General features: G+C 70.2%; 21 protein-coding genes. 7 read left to right on the top strand and 14 right to left on the bottom strand.

Annotation, left to right across the window (positions count from 1 at the left end; genetic code table 11):
• The first annotated feature begins 9 nt into the window (after positions 1-9).
• Positions 10-2,226 carry a calcium-binding protein gene (locus KF887_00410; GenBank protein QYK41645.1) on the top strand — a complete coding sequence of 739 codons (2,217 nt, stop codon included), beginning with the start codon at positions 10-12 and terminating at the stop codon, positions 2,224-2,226.
• On the opposite strand, the gene KF887_00405 is transcribed toward KF887_00410, so the two are convergent.
• The 3 genes from KF887_00405 to KF887_00395 form a co-directional block, all read right to left on the bottom strand.
• Complete coding sequence (locus tag KF887_00405; protein ID QYK41644.1) at positions 2,216-3,031, bottom strand: C40 family peptidase; 816 nt, start codon at positions 3,029-3,031, stop codon at positions 2,216-2,218. The two genes, KF887_00410 and KF887_00405, sit on opposite strands and share 11 nt — an antisense overlap.
• A complete protein-coding gene (locus tag KF887_00400; protein QYK41643.1) occupies positions 3,028-4,425 on the bottom strand; it encodes a leucyl aminopeptidase family protein in 1,398 nt (465 codons plus the stop codon). Before KF887_00400 ends, KF887_00405 begins: the two co-directional genes overlap by 4 nt.
• A gap of 76 nt (positions 4,426-4,501) precedes the next feature.
• On the bottom strand, positions 4,502-4,885 hold the full coding sequence (locus KF887_00395) for a hypothetical protein (GenBank protein QYK41642.1): 384 nt from the start codon (positions 4,883-4,885) through the stop codon (positions 4,502-4,504).
• A gap of 141 nt (positions 4,886-5,026) precedes the next feature.
• Between KF887_00395 and KF887_00390 the strand changes: the two genes are divergently transcribed.
• Positions 5,027-5,674: a carbonic anhydrase gene (locus KF887_00390; protein QYK41641.1), complete on the top strand. Its 648-nt coding sequence runs from the start codon at positions 5,027-5,029 to the stop codon at positions 5,672-5,674.
• 76 nt (positions 5,675-5,750) lie between these two features.
• On the opposite strand, the gene KF887_00385 is transcribed toward KF887_00390, so the two are convergent.
• Positions 5,751-7,616 (bottom strand): leucine-rich repeat domain-containing protein, encoded by a 1,866-nt coding sequence (locus KF887_00385; GenBank protein QYK41640.1) that lies wholly within the window; start codon positions 7,614-7,616, stop codon positions 5,751-5,753.
• A 133-nt stretch (positions 7,617-7,749) separates the two neighbouring features.
• Here KF887_00385 and KF887_00380 point away from each other — a divergent pair, with 133 nt between their 5' ends.
• Together KF887_00380 and KF887_00375 are read left to right on the top strand one after the other, a co-directional pair.
• Entirely contained in the window at positions 7,750-8,727 is a 978-nt protein-coding gene (locus tag KF887_00380; protein ID QYK41639.1) for a sodium-dependent bicarbonate transport family permease, read from the top strand.
• 1 nt (position 8,728) lies between these two features.
• Positions 8,729-9,037 (top strand): transcriptional regulator, encoded by a 309-nt coding sequence (locus tag KF887_00375; GenBank protein ID QYK41638.1) that lies wholly within the window; start codon positions 8,729-8,731, stop codon positions 9,035-9,037.
• Between the two features lie 146 nt (positions 9,038-9,183).
• Here KF887_00375 and KF887_00370 read toward each other — a convergent pair whose 3' ends face one another.
• The 6 genes from KF887_00370 to KF887_00345 form a co-directional block, all read right to left on the bottom strand.
• Positions 9,184-9,345, bottom strand: a complete 162-nt coding sequence (locus KF887_00370; protein ID QYK41637.1) for a hypothetical protein — start codon at positions 9,343-9,345, stop codon at positions 9,184-9,186.
• 47 nt (positions 9,346-9,392) lie between these two features.
• Entirely contained in the window at positions 9,393-9,581 is a 189-nt protein-coding gene (locus KF887_00365) for a hypothetical protein (GenBank protein QYK41636.1), read from the bottom strand.
• 284 nt (positions 9,582-9,865) lie between these two features.
• A complete protein-coding gene (locus KF887_00360) occupies positions 9,866-10,615 on the bottom strand; it encodes an SDR family oxidoreductase (GenBank protein QYK41635.1) in 750 nt (249 codons plus the stop codon).
• A 93-nt stretch (positions 10,616-10,708) separates the two neighbouring features.
• Positions 10,709-11,740, bottom strand: coding sequence for an OmpA family protein (locus tag KF887_00355; protein ID QYK41634.1), 1,032 nt, complete (start codon positions 11,738-11,740; stop codon positions 10,709-10,711).
• A 20-nt stretch (positions 11,741-11,760) separates the two neighbouring features.
• Positions 11,761-12,471: a GNAT family N-acetyltransferase gene (locus tag KF887_00350; GenBank protein QYK41633.1), complete on the bottom strand. Its 711-nt coding sequence runs from the start codon at positions 12,469-12,471 to the stop codon at positions 11,761-11,763.
• Positions 12,468-13,193 carry a competence/damage-inducible protein A gene (locus KF887_00345; protein QYK41632.1) on the bottom strand — a complete coding sequence of 242 codons (726 nt, stop codon included), beginning with the start codon at positions 13,191-13,193 and terminating at the stop codon, positions 12,468-12,470. The genes KF887_00350 and KF887_00345 overlap by 4 nt, the downstream gene beginning before the upstream one ends.
• A 132-nt stretch (positions 13,194-13,325) precedes the next feature.
• Between KF887_00345 and map the strand changes: the two genes are divergently transcribed.
• Together map and KF887_00335 are read left to right on the top strand one after the other, a co-directional pair.
• A complete protein-coding gene (gene map / locus KF887_00340; protein ID QYK41631.1) occupies positions 13,326-14,135 on the top strand; it encodes a type I methionyl aminopeptidase in 810 nt (269 codons plus the stop codon).
• Positions 14,136-14,243: 108 nt separating this feature from the next.
• The gene (locus KF887_00335; GenBank protein QYK41630.1) at positions 14,244-15,749 is read left to right on the top strand and encodes an alpha/beta fold hydrolase; all 1,506 of its coding nucleotides are present in this window, start codon (positions 14,244-14,246) and stop codon (positions 15,747-15,749) included.
• On the opposite strand, the gene KF887_00330 is transcribed toward KF887_00335, so the two are convergent.
• From KF887_00330 to KF887_00320, 3 genes are read right to left on the bottom strand one after another with little or no spacing between them, the layout of a single operon-like run.
• Positions 15,740-16,396, bottom strand: coding sequence for an HAD-IA family hydrolase (locus KF887_00330; protein QYK41629.1), 657 nt, complete (start codon positions 16,394-16,396; stop codon positions 15,740-15,742). The two genes, KF887_00335 and KF887_00330, sit on opposite strands and share 10 nt — an antisense overlap.
• Positions 16,393-16,953 (bottom strand): 16S rRNA (guanine(966)-N(2))-methyltransferase RsmD, encoded by a 561-nt coding sequence (rsmD, locus tag KF887_00325; GenBank protein QYK41628.1) that lies wholly within the window; start codon positions 16,951-16,953, stop codon positions 16,393-16,395. Before rsmD ends, KF887_00330 begins: the two co-directional genes overlap by 4 nt.
• The gene (locus tag KF887_00320) at positions 16,950-18,155 is read right to left on the bottom strand and encodes an NAD(P)/FAD-dependent oxidoreductase (GenBank protein QYK41627.1); all 1,206 of its coding nucleotides are present in this window, start codon (positions 18,153-18,155) and stop codon (positions 16,950-16,952) included. The genes rsmD and KF887_00320 overlap by 4 nt, the downstream gene beginning before the upstream one ends.
• Before the next feature lie 92 nt (positions 18,156-18,247).
• On the opposite strand from KF887_00320, the gene KF887_00315 reads away from it, so the two are divergent.
• Positions 18,248-18,736, top strand: a complete 489-nt coding sequence (locus KF887_00315) for a peroxiredoxin (GenBank protein QYK41626.1) — start codon at positions 18,248-18,250, stop codon at positions 18,734-18,736.
• A 25-nt stretch (positions 18,737-18,761) separates the two neighbouring features.
• Here the strand turns inward: KF887_00315 and KF887_00310 are convergent, their stop codons facing one another.
• Positions 18,762-19,664, bottom strand: a complete 903-nt coding sequence (locus KF887_00310; protein ID QYK41625.1) for a rhodanese-related sulfurtransferase — start codon at positions 19,662-19,664, stop codon at positions 18,762-18,764.
• Positions 19,665-19,701: the final 37 nt, after the last annotated feature.

Raw genomic sequence — 19,701 nt, 5'->3', positions numbered from 1 at the left:
GGGCCGACCATGGCAAACTTCTTTATCACGGGTACCAGCACGACCACACAGTCGCTGACCGGTTCGGAATCTGGCTTCGTCACACTGGGTTCGACGCTCTACAGCATCGCGTCCTCGCCCGTGACGATGACGGATACCGCAACCCTTCAGGTGTTCGGTTCGGTGGCCAGCGGAAACGCCGTCGGCGTGACAGTCGCCGGCGGTTCGAACAACTCGATCACGGTCGGTGCCGCAGGCAGCATTACCTCCGGTTCCAGCATTGCGATCTCGGGCAACTTCTTCAACGTCTTTACACTGCACAATGCCGGGTTCATCTCGGGGCGTTCGGGCGGCGTGTTCCTGGCCAACACCGCTGGCAACACATCCAATTCGGCGGCGCTCATCCACAACTCGGGCACGATCGAAACCTCGTCCGTGCAGCCCGCCATCCGCACTGGCACCGGCGCCAACATAACCCTGTTTCTCACAAACACCGGCATGATCGGCTCGCAGGGGGGGGTTGCCGCCGTTCAGGTGGGACAGGGTTCGCTGGACATGGCGAACACCGGCGCTGTGTTCGGCAACGTGCTCGGCGGCGGCCTGATCGATACGGTCGACAACATCGGCAGCATTGTCGGCACCGTGAACCTGTCGACGGGCGATGACATCCTGATCAACAGCGGCACGATTCATGGCCTTGTCGACCTGGGGGGCGGAAACGATACCCTGCAGAACACCGGCGAGATCATCGGCATCGTCCGTGGCGGAAACACCGAGACCGCAGGACAGGGCAACGATACCATCCTGAACGACGGCCGGATCCTCGGCGATATTGTCGCCGGTGCCGGAGACGATGTGATCCGCAATACCGCCACGATCATCGGCAGTGTCGACATGGGATCCGGAAACGACACGCTGCGCAACAGCGGCACCATCAGCGGTTCCGTATCGATGGGCGTCGCCGAATCCGGAAGCCTTGGTCACGACGTCATCATCAACACTGGCCTGATCGATGGTGACGTGCTGATGGGGCCGGGCAACGACCTCTTCGACGGTCGGGGCGGGCAGGTCACCGGAATTGTCTATGGCGGTGCAGGCGACGACACCTATTACATTGATGATGCCGCCATCACGATTTCCGAGAGTTCGAACCAAGGGTTCGACACGGTCTATTCCTCGGTCAGCTACTCCCTGACGGGCAATGTCGAACGTCTGATCCTGACAGGCGCGGCAGCGGGGCTGGTCGGGACGGGCAATGGCAGCTCGAATTCGATCACCAGCGAGGCATTCGTGGGTGTCACGCTCAGAGGCCTCGGCGGAGATGACAACGTCATCGGCAACTCCAGTGGTGACCTGCTTTTCGGGGGTGCGGGCAACGACCTGATCCTCAGCGGAAGCAACGGCAGCGCAACGCTCTATGGCGGCGCGGGCAATGATACGATCTACGGCAACGCAGAGGATGGCATCCTGACCTATGGCGGGGCCGGGAACGATGTGTTGGTGGGCGGCGCCGGCGATGACGTGCTGGATGGCGGCGCCGGAAGTGACGTGATCTATGCCAACTCCGGCAATGACTCGGCCTTCGGCGGCGCGGGGGATGACGTCATCTACTACGACACCACCTTTGGGTCGGGCTCGGGCGCCAAACTGTTCAACGGAGGCAGCGGTTTCGACATGGTCGAACTGTTCGGCCATGTCGCGCCGTTCGTTGCGAACCTTCAGACCGGGACCGGCCTTGACGGTGCGGGCAATGTGCAGACCTTCGTGTCGATCGAGGGCTTGCGCGGCTACACCGCGAACGACACGCTGACTGGCGACAACGGTGCCAACTATCTGGATGGCAGCTACGGTGATGACGTGTTGTCGGGGGGCAATGGCGCCGACACGATCGTCGGCGGCTTTGGCCAGGATACCATGACCGGTGGTGGCAACCCCGACGTCTTCGTGTTCAACGCGATCGGCGAGAGTATTGCCGAGGCGCCCGACCGCATCACCGATTTCAACCGCAATCAGGATTTCATCGACCTGTCGCAGATCGACGCCGATCCACTGACCGGCGGGGATCAGGCGTTCGTCTTCATCGGGATCAATCCGTTCAGCGGCGCCGGTGGCGAGGTGCGTGCGGTCCGCAGCAACCAGACCGGGCTGACCACCATCGAGGTGCAGCTGGTCGGCAGCGAAGCGAGCGACATGGTCATCGTGCTGGACGGTGTGATCGCGATGCTCGAATCGAACTTCATCCTCTGAGCGCGTCGGGCCGGTGGCAGCCGGCCGGCGGGCCGATGCGGGTGACCGCCTCGGCCAGCGGCTCGACGACGACGGCCATGTGGTGGCCGTTGGCGTGGATGATCGTCGCCTCGTCGACGGCAATCGCGACATGGCCCTTCCAGAACAGCAGGTCGCCGCGCCGGACTGTGCCAGAGACCGCGGGAAACGCGGCCCTCTGAAGATCGCTGTCGCCGGGGCAGGGCCATCCGCAGGCCAGCAGGGCTGCCTGCACGAGGCCCGAGCAATCCAACCCGTCGCGGCTGTTGCCACCCCAGAGATAGGGCACCCCCAGGAACATCGCCGCCACCTCGACCGGATCGGAGTGCCATGACCCGAGCGGGCAGAGATGCGCGGCGGGTACGTGCCCGTGCGGGGTTTCGGCGAAGGCGCCAGTCTGTCCGGTCACCCGCAGCCGCGCGCCCATCGTCAGGCTGCCCAGCACCGGCGCCTGCACCCGCGCCGCCGCATAAAGATGCGTGCCCAGCGTCGCCACCCAGTGCGAGACACCGGTTGGCGTGCCAAGCGCGCCCTCGGCCAGCCAGCCGCAATAGCCGTCCCTTGCCACCTGCCCGAAGGCAAAGCCCGCCATCCGGTCGATCACCGTCACGCCTTCGCCCAGCAGGACCTGTCGGTCGATCGCCCCCCCGGGCGACGCCAGAAGATCGGCCAGGGGCACCCGCACCTCGAACCGCTCACCCGCCGTGAAGACGGGGGCATCGACCTGCCCGCGCAGCAACTCATGCGCGACGCGGGCGGTGGCCGGGGTCAGCCGCCGGTCGGTCATGTCCGTGCAAGCCCCGGCAACGCGGCAAACAGCGCCCGCGCCCCTTGGCCGACACCGCCCTTCGGGCGGCCGGGCGCGTCGGCGGGCTGATGGGCGTAGATGTCGAAATGCAGATAGCGGCGGCAGGTCACGAAGCGGCGCAGAAACAGTGCCGCCGTGATCGACCCCGCCATCCCGCCCGATGGCGCATTGTCGAGATCGGCAATGCCCGGCTCGATCAGCGGTTCATAGGCGTCCCAGAACGGCATCCGCCAGACAGGGTCGCGCACCTGCGCGGCGGCCCGTTCCAGGCCGTCGGCAAGGGTATCGTCGGTCGCGTAGAACGGCGCCAGATCCGGCCCGAGCGCCACCCGCGCCGCGCCGGTCAGCGTGGCCATGGAAACCACGATGTCGGGCGTCTCCTCGCAGGCCAGGGCCAGTGCGTCGGCCAGCACCAGACGCCCTTCGGCATCCGTGTTGTTGATCTCGACCGTCAGGCCCTTGCGCGAGGTCAGGATGTCGCGCGGGCGCATCGCGTTGCCGGACACCGCATTCTCGACCGCCGGGATCAGCACCCGCAGGCGTATCGCCATGCCCGTTGCCATGATCATGTGCGCGAGGCCCATGACCGTCGCCGCGCCGCCCATGTCCTTCTTCATCAGAAGCATCCCGGCCGACGGCTTGAGATCGAGCCCTCCGGTGTCGAAGCAGACACCCTTTCCGACCAGCGTGACGGCGGGTCCGGCGGCGCCCCACCGAAGGTCCAGGAGCCTGGGCGCGCGCGGGCTGGCGCGACCGACCGCATGGATCATCGGCAGGTTCTCGGTCAGCAGGTCGTCCCCGCGGATCGCCGTCACCTGCGCCCCGTGGCGCCGCGCCAGATCGCGCAGCGCGATTTCCAGCTCGTCCGGCCCCATGTCGGCGGCGGGGGTGTTCACCAGGTCGCGGGTCAGCGCCTCACCCGTCGCGATGGCGATCAGACGTTCCGTATCGACCGCCGGCGGCGGCACCAGCAGCGCCGGTTCGCGGGGTTCCTTCGGCATGCGGTAACGGTCGAACCCGTAGCCCGCCAGCAGCCAGGCCAGTGCGGCCTCTGCCAGGTCGTCGGCGTCGCCGAGTCCTTCGATGCGCCACGGCCCTGCCGGCAGACCGCCCGCCGCGCGGGCCATCAGGAAGCGATGGCGGGGTCGGGCGGCGGCGGCGCCAAGGCCCATCACCGCGCCCGCCGGTATCCCGTCGGGCCCCGGCAGCACCCGCAGATCGCCCGCCGCCGCCGTCCAGCCGGTGGCCGAGAGCCAGGCGGATTGCGCGGGCGGCAGCGAGGCCAGAACCTCTGCAAGCTTGTCCGACCCCGCCACATGCAGGGTCAGGGCGTTGGCATCGGGCGGGGCGAAGCGGAGAGTGGAGAGGGGCATGGATGAACCTGATCGGGCAAGGCGGCCAGTGCCGCGCCCCACGACCCTATCCTGTGCCGTCCGCGCCGCAACCCCCTCAGGGCCGCTGGTCGAGCCATCCCTTGTCGGCCGCGAGCGAGCATTCCGCCACCCGCATCAGCCGGGCCCAGACGGCGGCGAAGGCGGTCGGGTCGCCCTGGTCGAGGCAGCGGCGGATGTCGGCCGCCACATGGCCCAGGCTGACCATGCCCAGCTGTTCCGCCATCCGCTGCAGCCGCCGCAGCTGGCGCGACAGGTCCTGCCGTTCGCGGGCCCGCACCTGGTCGGCCAGGCCCGCCATGGTCATGGCCAGTTCGGCGAGGGCCCGCGTGACCACCTCTTCCGCCGCCGATGTGCCCATGTTGCGATACATCAGCGCGATCGGCTCGCTGTCCTGACGCACGCGTTCGATTGGCCGGAAGGCCAGAATTTCAGCCGCCATGTCACCCGCACCTTCGCATCGCACCCCGGGGGCCAGACTGTGCCCGCCGTGCTGAAGAAATGGTTGCGGCGGCGCGGCGAAACGTCTCGAATTCTCGGCAAAGCCCGCGTATCTGGGGGCAAGCTGCGAAGGACCAATGGCATGGATCACGTCAGACCGCTTCCCGCCTATCTGGTCGGCCGCTTCCACGGCTGGCATGCGACGACCTATCAGGAGAACCGCGCCTGGTATCGACGTCTGGCCTCGGGCGGGCAGCATCCGCGCGCCATGGTGATTTCCTGCTGCGACAGCCGGGTGCATGTGACCTCGATCTTCGGGGCGGACGAGGGCGAGTTCTTCATCCACCGCAACGTCGCCAACCTGGTGCCGCCCTACAACCCGGACGGCGAGTACCACGGCACCTCGGCGGCGGTGGAGTATGCGGTAACGGCGCTCAGGGTGGCGCATGTGATCGTGCTGGGGCATTCGAACTGCGGCGGGGTGAAGGGCTGCCACGACATGTGTTCGGGCGCCGCGCCGCATCTGGAGGAGCGGTCGAGCTTTGTCGGCCGCTGGATGGACATCCTGCGGCCGGGCTACCGGCGGGTCGAGGGGCTGCCCGGCGGGGAACGGCTGGCGGCGCTGGAGCGGCAGGCGGTGCTGGTCAGCCTGGAGAACCTGATGACCTTTCCCTTCGTGGCCTCCGAAGTCGCCTCGGGCAACCTGACGCTGCACGGGCTGTGGACCGACACGGGCGAGGGCGGGCTGGAACAGTACGACCCGGCCAGGGGCGGCTTCGTGCCGGTCTAGCCGGGGGCGTCCCACCGTGGGACGCTTTTTGAATCCAATGATTTCAAGGGTTTGACCCTTTGGGATTCATCCTTTGTTAGGGATTGGGGGGTGGGTCAGGTGGGAATGTCGCGTCATACCAGCGGTCGATCCAGCCCAGCCGATTGGGAAAGCGACGCGACAGGCGCCGAAGCGGTGCTTCCATTCTTTTCATGACGTGCAGCGGCAGACCGAGCGGGGCGACGAAGTTGCGGTCGACGTAGTCGCCGCCCTTGCGTGCAAGATCGGCATTGCGGCGCTTGCGCGCGATGTCTTCTGTGCCGCGTTCGGCCAGGGCGCGGGCGACTTCGCCGGTCGAGGCGATGACGGCCTTCGCGGCGGCTTCGTCCGGCCGATCACCGATCGCGGCTTCCACCTCGGACCGGTATTCCTGCTTCACGTCCTCTGCGGCTTCGGGCGTCCTGGCCAGGATGCCCTCGATTTCGCGCAGGTCGGCCCTGGCCGCCCTGGCTGCTTCGGGTGACAGGTCATCCGGGTCAGCCTCGTCGCGGTAGGCCACCCAGTCAGGGAAGCGCCGCACGTAGAGGTCGATGGCAGCGGCGAAGGCGACAAAGTCGGTGTCGGCGCCGATGGGCAGCATGCCGCAGAATGACGCGTTCCGTGACAGCGCGAGCAAACGCTGGCCCTGCACACCAATCGCGATGACACGCGCGGGGTCATAGGCATCGCCCATGGCGGCGTCGAAATCCTGCAGATAGGCAGGAAGCGGCTGATAGTTGTGAACCGAGAAGGCACGGGAAAATCCCTGCCGGTGATCCCGAAGCGCGGCCCAACCGAGGGCGGCGCGGGCGTTCGCATCGCTTTGTGGCAGCCCTGCCGCACCGGCGCGGCGGATCGCCGTGTCGGTGACGACAATCTCAAGCGGTGCGGGACGACGGGGGGGAACCGGGTCGGGGTCGGGCGCACCGGCATCCCCGCCCACCGGCATCGCCAGATAATCGAACAGCGCCCGCGCCCGTTCGCCGGGTTCCTCGATGTCCGCAATCTCGGCGATGCGGCGGTCTTCGCGGGCGGCGGCGCAATAGGCGATGCGCAGACCCTTGTGCTTGGGTCGGCGGTCGGCTGGCCCCGGGTGGGTCACCAGCCGTTGCAGCCGCGCCAGATGGCGCAATCCGTCACGGGTGACGGGGGTTCCGGCAAGATCGAGCCGGGTTAGTCCGGTGAGCCCGGAGATCGGGGAGAGGTCGGTGACCCGCGTGCCCGAGAGGAAGAGCGTGGTGAGGGCGAGGAGGGTGGCGAGGGGGGAAAGGTCGGTGACCTTCGTGCCCGCGAGGGAGAGCGTGGCGAGGGCGGGGAGGGTGGCGAGGGGGGAAAGGTCGGTGACCTGCGTGCCCGAGAGGGTGAGCGTGGTGAGGGCGGGGAGATTGCCGAGGGGAGAGAGGTCGGTGACCTGCGTGCGCGAGAGGTCGAGCGTGGCGAGCGCGGGCAGGGTGGCGAGGGGAGAGAGGTCGGTGACCTGCGTGCCCGAGAGGTCCAGCGAGGCGAGCGCGGGCAGGGTGGCGAGGGGGGAGAGGTCGGTGACCTGCGTGCCCAAGAGGATGAGCGTGGCGAGGGCGGGGAGGGTGGCGAGGGGGGAGAGGTCGGTGACCTGCGCGTGCGAGAGGTCGAGCGTGGCGAGGGCGGGGAGGGTGGCGAGGGGGGAAAGGTCGGTGACCCGCGTGTCCGGGAGGGAGAGCGTGGTGAGGGCGGAGAGGGTGGCGAGGGGGGAGAGGTCGGTGACCCGCGTGAACGAGAGGTCGAGCGCGGCGAGCGCGGGGAGGGTGGCGATGCTGTCGGGGATACGGTCGAGGGGGTACAGCGCGTCTGTCGAGTGACCAGACAGGGTGAGACGGGTTGCCCCGCGCTCGCGCGCCTGCGCGATCAGGCGTTCGGCCTCGGCGTGGGCTTGGTCTGCGGGGGTCATCGGCGGCTCCGTTCGGCGGGGGCAGGATGCCCGGGGGGCGGCGGCGCGGCAAGCGGAATGGCGGGCGCGGGGGCTTGCCATGCCGGAGCGCGCGGCACATATCGCGGCGCGGGGCCGCAACCGGAGGCGCATCTTGCAGGACATCCTTGCCCTGGCGCAGGCCAACCTTCTGACGCCGATGATCCTGTGCTTTGCGCTGGGCCTGGCGGCGGCGCTGGCGCGGTCGGACCTTTCGGTGCCCGAGGCGGTGGCCAAGGGCATGGCGCTGTACCTGCTGTTCGCGATCGGGTTCAAGGGCGGGGTGGCGGTGGCGGGCCACGGCGCCGACCTGCGGCTGATCGCGGCGCTGGCGCTGGGGGTGGCGCTGTCGGCGGCGCTGCCGGTGGTGGCCTTCGTGCTGCTGGGGGCGATGACGCGGCTGTCGGTGACCGACCGGGCGGCGGTGGCCGCGCATTACGGGTCGATCAGCATCGTCACCTTCGTGACCGCGACCTCGGTGCTGGAGGCGCAGGGGATGGCGTTCGAGGGCTACATGGTCGCGGTGGCGGCGGCGATGGAGGCGCCCGCCATCGTCTCGGCACTGTGGCTGGTGGCGCGCGGCGGCGGCGGCGCCCGGATGGACGGGCACCTGTGGCGCGAGATCCTGCTGAACGGGTCGATCGTGCTGCTGGTGGGGGCCTTCCTGATCGGGATGGCCACGGGCGAGCCGGGCAAGGCGCGGATCGACGCCTTCATCACCGCGCCCTTCCAGGGGGTGCTGTGCCTGTTCCTGCTCGACATGGGGCTGGTGGCGGGGCGGGGCCTGCGCGGGGTGCGGGGGTCGCTGGGCGCCGGGGCGGTGGGGTTCGGCCTGCTGATGCCGGTGGCCGGGGCGGCCGCGGGGCTGGCGGGGGGGCTGGTGCTGGGCCTGTCGGCGGGGGGCGTGGCGCTGATGATGACGCTCTGCGCCAGCGCGAGCTATATCGCGGTGCCCGCGGCGATGCGCGTGGCGCTGCCCGAGGCGAACCCGTCCGTCTACCTGACGCTGAGCCTGGGGGTGACCTTTCCGTTCAACCTGATCGCCGGGATACCGGCCTATGCGGCGGTCGCGGCGGCGACCGCGGGGGGATGAGATGCGGACGCATGACGCCAAGCGCGTGGAGATCATCATCGAGGCGCCGATGGAGGGGCGGCTGACCGGGGCGCTGACGGCGGCCGGGGTGACCGGATTCACCGTGCTGCCGGTGCTGGGCGGTTCGGGGCGGTCGGGCACCTGGAGCCGCGAGGGGCAGGTGGGCCGCGCCGGGATGGTGGCGGTGGTCTGCCTGATCCGGCCGGAGCGGCTGGAAGGGCTGCTGGAGGCCGCCTTCGCGGTTGTCGAGCGGCATATCGGCGTGGTCAGCGTGACCGATGCGCAGGTGCTGCGGGCGGAGCGGTTCTGAGGCCGGGCATCCCGGCCCCCAGCGGGGCCGGGCGGGATGCGGCGGTCAGGCGCGGTCGGTGTGGCCGGTATTCGGCCGGGCGGCGAGTGCGATCAGCCGGTTCTGGCGGGCCTTGGCGAGAAGCGTCATGGTCATGTCCTCCGGCGTCAGGCGGCGCGGATGGCCGCGAGCGGCGCGTGGTTCAGGTTGTCGGCGGTGCGGCGCGACTTGAACGCGGGGACGGCTTCGGCGGCGCGGCGCTTGCGCAGTTCGGCGGCGACGGCGATCGCGGTGAGGCGGTTCTGGCGGGCCTTGGCGAGCAGGGTCATGGCGGTGTTCCTTCGGTCTGTGCTGGGATGAGGGTTCTGCGGCGCGATCAGACGGCGGCGTAGAGATCGGCGGCGAACAGCGCGGCGATCTCGTCGCGGGTCACGCGGTCGGTGCGGCGGGCGGCGCCCGAGGGGCGGCGCGGCGCGGCATTCGCGGCCGTGAGCGTGGCGCAGAATTCCGGCGAGGCACGGAAGGCCGAGGGGAAAGCCGGGCGGCAGGCAGCAGCGATGGTCATCTTGTGTCACTCCGTCGTTGTCTGTTTCAGCCCACCCGAGCCCAAGAACGGACGGATTGCAGACAGAGTTTCGCCCCAGCAAAATTTTTCTCGACTTTTTTCGACTTTCTTTGAGCCATGATCGCGAGAGCGTTCAGGCGGTTCACATGTATATGAAATATAATGATAATTTGTCTTCGCAGCCGGGATGACGGCCGGCGGTGGGGCGGTTTTCCGGCGCGGGCGCCCCGCGCCAGCCACATTTTCCGTGCCTGTCGGTCCGGCGTGGCCGGTGCGCCCGGCCGCTAGCCGCGGCCGACAAAGGGCATCTTGGTGGCCATGATCGTCATGAACTGCGTGTTCACGTCGAGCGGCAGGTCGGCCATCTGGACCACCGCCCGGGCAACGAGCGCGACATCCATCACGGGCTCGGGGCGCAGCGATCCGTCGGCCTGCGGCACGCCCTTGACCATGGCCTGCGTCATGTCCGAGGCGGCGTTGCCGATGTCGATCTGGCAGCAGGCAATGTCATGGGCGCGTCCGTCGAGCGAGATCGACTTGGTCAGGCCGGTGATCGCGTGCTTCGAGGCGGTATAGGCCGCCGAGCCCGGCCGGGGCGCATGGGCCGAGATCGAGCCGTTGTTGATGATGCGCCCGCCCTGCGGGCTCTGGTCGCGCATCATCCGGAACGCGCCGCGCGCGATCAGGAACGCGCCATCAAGGTTCACCCCGACGACGCGCCGCCAGTCGGCAAAGCCGATGTCGCCCAGCGGCGTCGACAAGAGCGCGGCACCCGCGTTGTTGAACACCACGTCCAGCCTGCCGAACCGTGCGGCGATCTGCGCGAACATCGCATCGACCTGCGCCTCGTCGGTCACGTCGCAGGCGCAGGCCATCGCGGCAGCGCCGTAGGGGGCCGCAATCTCGGCCAGACGGTCGGCCCTGCGGGCGACAAGGACGACCCTGGCACCGGCCTGCAGGAAGGCCAGCGCCGTGGCGCGTCCGATGCCCTGGCTTGCGCCCGTGACCAGAACCACGTTGTCCGTCAATGCCATGCGGTTACTCCCCTTCGATCCGGCCGCCATGCGGCGGCGCGCGAGTTTGACCATGACCGCCCGGGTGGTGCAATCCCCGCGGGCAGCGCGGTTTCAGGGGGTGGTGGTGATCACGGCCTCGACCCGCCGGTTTGCCTGGCGGCCCTCATCGGTCGCGTTGCTGGCGCGGGGCGACAGATAGCCCACGCCTTCGGCGCTGACCTGGGAGGCCGGAATGCCATGGGTGCCGATCAGTTCGGCGCGAACCGCGTCCGCCCGGCGGCGCGAGATCACGATGTTCGTGTCCAGCCCGCCGGAGGCGTCGGTGTGCCCCACAAGCGCGACGTGGCGGGACGGATCGGCACGCAGCCAGTCGGCCAGCGCGGCGAGCGAGCCATAGTCGCCGTCGGCGAGCCGCGTTGCGCCGCTGTCGAAGACCAGATCGTCAAGCACCGCGCGCCCATGCGTTTCCAGATCGGCCATGACGCGGGCGGGCATGTCCGAGGGTGCGTTCGAACCGGACAGCGACACCGCAGCCCCGGGTGCGGCCTGTGGACCGGCGGGGGTGCCGCCCGGGTCGGGCGCGAACCGGGGCGTCCCCGCGTCGGCCAGGAGAAGGGTGGTATCCGGGGCCGCATCGGCGCCCCGTGGCCGGACCCGCGTGACCTGCACGAACCCGGCCAGAGCCGAGCGGCTGACGATCAGCGCCAGCATCTCGGGGCCGCGTTCGGCGGCGAGATAGCGGAAATCGCCCAGGTCGACGTGCATCTCGGGTTCCGGCAGCAGGTCGGCCGCGTAGCGGAAATCGAACCCGCCGCAGGCCCGGGTGTCGCATTCATAGATCGCGGTGAAACCGGCGGCGGCGATCTGGTCGCGCAGCGGTGCCATCAGCGCCAGCGTGGACAGGCCGGGCGTCTCGACCCGCCAGGCCCGGCGTTCGACGCGCCCCTCGGCGGCGCGGGTGGGCAGGGCGCCCGCGATCCAGGGACCGACGGGGACATCGACGCTGCCCGCCGGTTCCTGCGCAAGGGCGGTGATCCGGGCCGGGCCGGGAAAGGCGAGATCGATTGCATGCGCCGGACCCGCCTGCCCGCAGGCAAGAGCGAGAATCGCGATCCGCGCCGCTGATCTGATCCGTCGTGTCAACTGCTCTGGCCTCTGCGGGCTCACTTCGTGCGATAGTGATACATTCCCACAACTTCCATGCCCTGTGAAGCGTAGAGCGCGCGGGCCCCGGCATTCGCGCGGGTTACCGCCAGCGCCAGACGGGGTGCCCCTACCGATCGTGCCCAGTTGCCTGCCGCCCACAGGATATCGCGGGCGCAGCCCTGGCGGCGCAGGGCTGGCACAACGGCAAGGCCGTGCAGGAAGGCGGTATCGTCGGCCACGGCAACAAAGGCGGCGCCCGCGGCCCGGTCCGACACGCGGCCGAGAATCGCCACCTTGGGCCCGCGCACGCGATCCATCACGGCGATACGGGCGGGGCCGATGCCGCCGTCGGCCCAGATCTGCGTCTGCACGGCCAGTGGCGGCCAGATGGCGAAGGTGGCCATCGGCGGCGCTTCGGGGAAGGTCTCGGAGGGCGCGAGGTACAGCACGGTCTCGTCCTGCATGTGCCAGCCCGCCTCGGCCAGCAGCGCGTCCACCGCGCCGTCGCCCGGGCGCAGCATCACGATGGGTTTCTGGCCCAGCCGGGCGGCGGCCTGCTCCAGGAGGGGCAGGTCGGCCGGACCCACCGGCCCCTCGGCGATCGCCGAGGACACGCGGCTGCCGCCGCCGCCGCCCTCGCGCAGGCGCCAGGGGCCGACACGGTGCTCGGCCAGCGGCGGCCAGCTGTCGCCCATCGCGGCGATCAATCCCAGGGCGAGGTCGGTCATTGCGGGGGGAACAGCGCCGCAAGACGTGTCATCGCCGCATCAAGCCGCGCGGGTTCGGTGCCCCGGATGACAAGGTTGGTGCCATGCGCGCCGTTGCGGATGAACGGATAGGACCCCATCGACAGATCGGGGAACTCGGCCGCGAGCGCACCGAAGGCGCCCGCGATCTCGCCCTCGCCGCGGTGGACGGTCAGCGACTGCGACAACAGCGGCGAACCGCCGGTAATGCCCGGCAGCACACCGGCCAGCATCGCCTGGAAGATGTTGGGGACGCCGGCCATGACATGCACGTTGCCCAGCGTGAAGCCGGGCGCGGCGCTGACCGGGTTGTCGATCAGGCTGGCGCCATCGGGAATCCGCGCCATGCGCTGACGCGCCTCGTTGAAGGGCAGGCCCGCGCGGTCGTAATGCGCCGCAAGGATCGCCATCGCATCGGCGCGGCAGGAGATCGGCACGCCGAAGGCGGCGGCGATGGCGTCGGCGGTGATGTCGTCATGCGTGGGGCCGATGCCGCCCGAGGTGAACACATGGTCCCAGTTCGCGCGCAGGGCGTTCACCGCGGCGACGATGGCGCCGTGATCGTCGGCGACGACGCGCGCCTCCATCAGGCGGACCCCGTGGCGGGTGAGTTCGCCCGCCAGGTGGTGCATGTTCGAATCGCGGGTGCGGCCCGACAGGATTTCGTCGCCGATCACCAGCATGGCGGCTGTCGGATTGGTCATCGCGGTCACTCCCCCTCGCGGCGATGCGACATTGGCACCGACGCGGGCGGGTTCCAAGCCCCCCGGGGCCGCGTGGCCCTGCCCCGGGGGCGGCCTCTGGCAAATCCATTTCAGCCTCATTATGTTGCGGACATGGACGAAACGCGCGGCAGGATCACGAGAGACGGGATCCGCATCCACGAGGATGCGGATTTCGCGGGCATGCACGGCGCTGGCCGCGTCGCCGCCGAGATTCTGGATGCCGTGGCGCCGCTGGTGGTGCCGGGGGCCACGACCGAGGCCATCGACCGCTTCATCACCGACGAGATCGCACGGCGCGGCGTCACCTCGGCCACCATCGGCTACAAGGGGTATCGCCACGCGTCCTGCATCAGCGTGAACCATGTGGTCTGCCACGGCATCCCCGGCCCCAAGGTGCTGAAGGACGGCGACATCCTGAACATCGACGTCACGGTGATCGTCGACGGGTGGTTCGGCGACACCAGCCGGATGTATGTGGCGGGCACTGTTCCGGTGAAGGCCAGGCGGCTGGTGCAGGTGACGCATGACGCGCTGATGAAGGGGATCGAGGCGGTGCGCCCCGGCGCGACCTTCGGCGACATCGGCCATGCCATCCAGAGCCATGTCGAAGCGAACCGCATGTCGGTGGTGCGCGACTTCTGCGGCCATGGGCTTGGCCGCGTGTTCCACGCGCCGCCGAACGTGCTGCACTACGGCCGCCCCGGCACCGGCGCGGTGCTGGAGGAAGGCATGTTCTTTACCATCGAGCCGATGGTGAACCTTGGCCGCCCCGAGACCAAGGTGCTGGCCGACGACTGGACGGCCGTGACGCGCGACAAGTCGCTGTCGGCGCAGTTCGAGCATTCGGTGGGCGTGACGGCGACGGGGGCCGAGATATTCACCCTGTCGCCCGCCGGGCTGTTCCACCCCACATGGGGATGACGCGGCCTGCCCCGCCACGGCCGGCAGGCGGGCACCCCCCTGCCGCCGCCTTCCCGAACCCGCCGCAGAACCGGCAGAATGCCCACGGGATTTCCGGGCCGCGATGACATGAGCAGGCGGCGCTGGCTGATCCTGTCGTTCGCCTTTGCGATGATCGCGCTTGCGATCTTCCGGCTGGAGGCGGCGCGCGAGGGGATCGAGCGCACGGACTTCGCCGTGGGCGGGACACCCGCGACGGCGTGGCGCCTGCCGGGGGCCGAGCCGGCGCCTGCGGTGGTCATCGCGCATGGCTTTGCCGGATCGCGGCAGCTGATGGAGGGGTTTGCGGTCACGCTGGCCCGGGCGGGCTATGTGGCGGTGGCCTATGACCTGGCAGGCCACGGCCGCAACCCCGTTCCGATGTCGGGCGACCCCACGGTGATCGAGGGCACGACGCAGGTTCTGATGGACGAACTGGCGCGGGTGGCGGACGCGGCGCTGGCACTGCCCGGCGTGGACGGGCGGCTGGCACTGGTGGGGCATTCGATGGCCTCGGACATCGTGGTGCGGCAGGCGATCCGTGACCCGCGCGTGGGCGCGGTGGTGGCGGTGTCGATGTTCAGCGCCGCGGTGACGCCCGAGATGCCGCGCAACCTTCTGGTCGTGGCCGGGGCCTGGGAGCGGTTCCTTTCTGCCCAGGCGCTGGCGGCGGTGACGATGCGCGATCCCGCCGCGGCCTTTGGCCAGACCCTGGGTGAACCGGTGTCGGGCAGCGGACGGCGGGCGGTGCAGGCCCCGGGCGTCGAGCATGTGGGCGTGCTGTATTCCGCAACCACGCTCGGCGAGACGCGGGGCTGGCTGGACGCGGCCTTTGGCCGGGAAAGCCGGGGCGCGGTGGCGCTGCGCGGCGGCTGGATCGTGCTGCTGCTGGGGGCGGTGATGACGGTGTGCTGGATCGGGTTCGGCGCGATGGACCGGCGGGGGCCCGCGCCACAGCCCGTGGGCCAGCTGTCACCGCAACGCTTTGCGGGGTTGCTGGCGGCGGCGGGCATCGCGGTGCCGGTCGCCCTGCGCGGGGTCGAGGTCGGGTTTCTTCCGGTGCTGGTGGCGGATTACCTGATGCTGCACATGTCCCTTTACGGCTTTGTCGTGGTGGCGGGCACCTGGCGGCTGGGCCTGTGGCGGGCGGTCTGGCCGTCGCGCGAGGGGCTGCGCGTGGCGGCATTGGTCGCGCTTTTCGGGATCGGGATGTTCGGCTGGGTGCTGGAAACCTATGTCGCGTCCTTCTGGTCGGTGGACGCGCGCGGGCCGGTGGTCGTGGCGATGATTGCGGGGGCCGTGCCCTTCATGATCGCCGACGCCATCCTGACCGAGGGCGGGCGCGCGCCGCTGGCGCGGCGGATCGTGGCGCGGTCGGTCGCGATCCTGTCGCTGGGGCTGGCGGTGGCGCTGGATTTCGAGCGGCTGATGTTCCTGGTGATCGTGCTGCCGGTGATCCTGCTGTTCTTCCTGCTGTTCGGGGCGCTGGGGTCAAGGGTGGCGCGGGCCACCGGGCGGGTGCTGCCGGCGGGTGCGGGGCTTGGCCTGTATCTGGGCTGGGCGCTGGGGGTGACGTTCCCGCTGTTTCAGGGCTGAAGGCCGATGCGTCCGGGCACCTGATCCAGCCGATGGATCACCTCGGCCCCCACGGCGGCCAGCCGCGCGCCGTCGCCGTGTTCGGCGAGGCCGAGGCAGCGGATGCCCGCGCGCGCGGCGCCAAGGCAACCCGTCGGGCTGTCGTCGATCACCACGCAATCGGCGGGCGGCACACCCAGATGCGCCGCGCAATGCAGCCATAGCCCCGGATCGGGCTTCGGGCAGCCGAGCGTCTGGCCCGAGAACAGCCGCCCCTCCAGCCGCGCCCACATCGCGGGATGCTGGCCCAGGGTGACCTGCATCTTGCGGGGCGCCCCGTTCGAGCCGACGGCATAGCGGATGCCTGCGGCGTCCAGCCGGTCGAGCAGCGCCTCGGCCCCGGCGATCAGGGCGCAGCCCTGCGCCAGACGCGCGTAGAGCCGGGCGTAGAAATCATCCACCCAGTCGTCCGGCAGGTTGGTGCCCAGATCGCGGGCGGCCTGCCACAGGCCGCGAATCGTGCCACCGAGGAACCGCGCCTCCATCTCGGCCTGCGACAGGTGCAGGCCGTGGCGCGACAGATCGCCCGCCAGCAGGTCGAAGGCTTCGGGCTCGCTGTCCACCAGCACGCCGTCGCAGTCGAACAGGATGGCGCGGGGGGGCGTCATGCGGGGCCTCGCAGCAGGGTGATCCAGGTGTCGCCATAGCGGCGCTGGTCCACCAGTTCCAGCCCGGGCGGCGGCAGGGGGCGGGTGCCTTCCTCCCAGACCACCACGGCGCCGGGGGCCAGCCAGCCGCCGGCCAGCGCCGAGGCCAGCGCGGCCTCGCCCAGGCCCTTGCCATAGGGCGGGTCGAGGAAGACCAGCCCGTAGCCGGGCCCCCGGTTCTGCCCCAGGCTGGTCGCATCGCGCCGCCACACGTCGGTTTCGCCCATGCTGCGGGTGATCTCGATGTTGCGCCGCAACAGCGCGCGGGCCGCCGTGCCGTCATCCACGAAGGCCACACGCGCCGCGCCGCGCGACAGCGCCTCGAGCCCGAGCGCGCCGGTGCCGGCAAAGAGGTCGAGCACACGGGTGCCGTCGAACCGCAGGTGCAGGCTGTTTTCCAGCAGGTTGAACACCGCCTCGCGCACCCTGTCGCCGGTGGGGCGCAGATGCGCGGCGGGGTCGCCCGCGCCGACCGGGGCCAGATGGGTGCCCCGGAACCGCCCGCCGATGATCCTCATGCCTTCAGCAGCGCCTTGAGATCGGTCGCGGGATCGGACAGCAGGGCGGGCGCGGGGCTTATCCCGGTCTCGATCAGCCGCTTGCCCACCATGTAGGCGCGCGCGTCGTTCATCGCGTCGACCGAGATCAGCCGGTCGCCCGCGAAATACCAGTGCGACCGCCCGTCGCCCGAATTCCGCACCGCCACATCGGTGTATCCGGTGTTCAGGCCGGCGATCTGCAGCTTGACGTCATACTGATCCGACCAGAACCAGGGTTTCGGCTCGTAGGGCTGGGCGGCGCCCATGATGTTGGCGGCGACCGCCTCGGCCATGTCGATCGCGTTCTGCACCGATTCCAGCCGAAGCCTGCCATCCGGACCCGGGAACGAGGCGCAGTCGCCCGCCGCCCAGATGTCGGGTTCGCTGGTCCGGCCAAGCGCATCGGTCGCGATTCCGTTCGAGATCCGCAGGCCCGCCGCCTCGGCAAGGTCGGTTGCGGGTGTCACGCCCACGCCCGCGATCACCAGGTCCGCCGCGATGTCGCGTCCGTCGGGCAGGATGGCGCCGCGCACCCGGTCGGCGCCCCGAAGCCGCGCAAGACCCTGGCCCTCCATGATCGTGACGCCGTGCCCGCGGTGCAGGTCGCGGAACCAGGCCGAGGTTTCGGGCGCTGCCACCCGTTTCAGGATGCGGTCCGCCAGTTCGATCAGCGTGACCTCGAGCCCGAGCTTGCGCGCCACCGCGGCCGCCTCGAGCCCGATGTACCCGCCACCGACCACCAGAAGCCGCGCGCCGCGCCGGAAGGCCGGGCGCATCGCCTCGACATCCGCGATGCCGCGCAGGGTGAAGACGCCGGGCAGCTCGCCCCCGATGGCGCCCGCCAGGCGGCGCGGCACCGCCCCGGTGGCCAGCACGAGCACGTCATAGGGCACCGGGCCGCCGGTGGTGTCGACCACCCGCGCAACCCGGTCGATGGCGGTGGCGCGCGTGCCGGTCCGCAGCAGGATGTCGGCCTGCGCATAGAACTCCAGCGGGCGCAGATACAGCCGATCCTCGGCGATCTCGCCCATCAGGAAGGCCTTGGACAGCGGCGGGCGCTGATAGGGCGGGGACGGTTCGTCGCCGATCAGAGTGATCGGGCCGGCATGGCCCAGGCTGCGCAGCCTTGCAGCCAGCGCCGCCGCCGCCTGCCCCGCCCCGATCACCACGACCCTTGTCATGCGCCCCGTCTTTCTGCCGCCGCCACTGGCCGCAGCCCCGGCGCTACCCTATAACCCGGCGCAACCCCTACGCAACGCAGGAGCGTGACAAGATGACGATTTCACCCGGCGACCGCCTGCCCGATGCCAGCCTGCTGCGCCTTGGCGCCGAGGGGCCCGAGGCCGTGACGCTTTCGTCGATGATCGCGGGGCGCAAGGCGGTGATCTTCGCGCTGCCCGGCGCCTATACGCGCACCTGCACCGCCGCCCATGTCCCGAGCTTCATCCGCACCCGCGCGGGCTTTGCCGCGAAGGGTGTCGATGCGGTGATCTGCATCGCCGTGAACGATCCGTTCGTGATGGCGGCATGGGGCGAATCCACCGGGGCGACCGCTGCCGGAATCACCATGCTGGCGGATGCCGATGCCGGGTTCACCAAATCGGTCGGCATGGCCTTCAGCGCGCCGCCCGCCGGGTTCTACGACCGTTCGATGCGCTATGCGCTCTATGCCGAGGATGGTGTGGTGAAGGTGCTGCATGTCGAGGAAAGCCGCGGCAGTTGCGACATCTCGGGCGGCGAGGCGCTGCTCGCCGCAATCTGAGGCCGGCGCCCCGCGGCGCGCCGTGTCACGCCCCGAGGTGCCGCGTGCCGCGCGCGGCCGCCAGGGCCATTTGCCGGTGGCGCTCGCGGAAACGCGCGCGGTCTGCGGCGCCGTATTCCGCCGCGCAGGCCGGGCAGGCGACGCCTTCCTCGAAGGCCGGGTTCGCGCGGTCGGCTGCCGACAGCGGGCGGCGGCAGGCGCCGCAGGTCGTGGCGCTGCCGGGGGTCAGGCCGTGGCCCAGCGTCACCCGGCCGTCGAACACGAAACACTCACCCTGCCAGCGCGAGTCTTCCGGGGCGATCTCGTCCAGATAGCGCAGGATGCCGCCCTGCAGGTGGTAGACCTCGGGCACACCCTGGGCGACCAGCCAGGCGGTGGCCTTCTCGCAGCGGATGCCGCCGGTGCAGAACATCGCGATCCGGCGCCCCGCCAGCCGGTCGCGGTTGGCCTGCCACCAGAGGGGAAAGTCGCGGAAACGGTCGGTGGCGGGGTCGAGTGCGCCGGGAAAGGTGCCGACCGACACTTCATAGGCGTTGCGGGTGTCGATCAGAACCGTCGCGGGGTCGTCGACAAGCCGGTTCCAGTCGGCCGGGGGCACATGGGTGCCGGTGCCGCGCAGCGGATCGGCGGCGGGCTGGCCCATGGTCACGATCTCGCGCTTCAGCCGCACCTTGAAGCGTCCGAAGGGCGGGGTTTCCGCGCCGGACAGGCGCGGCGCGATGCCCTCCATGCCAGGCTCGGCGGCAAGGCGGCGCAGGATTTCCGCAACATCCTCCGCCGGACCGGCGATGGTGCCGTTCACCCCCTCGGGCGCGACAAGGATCGTGCCGGAAAGGCCAAGGGGCCCGCCCGTCTCGCGCAGTGCGGCGACGATGGCGGCAGGGTCCGGAACGGGTGCGAAGCGATAGAAGGCGGCAACGGTCAGCATGGCTGGCAGGTGCGCGCGGCGGCGGCAAAGATCAAGG

Source organism: Paracoccaceae bacterium, assembly GCA_019454225.1.
Classification (GTDB): domain Bacteria; phylum Pseudomonadota; class Alphaproteobacteria; order Rhodobacterales; family Rhodobacteraceae.
This window is presented reverse-complemented; position numbering and strand designations above follow the sequence as displayed.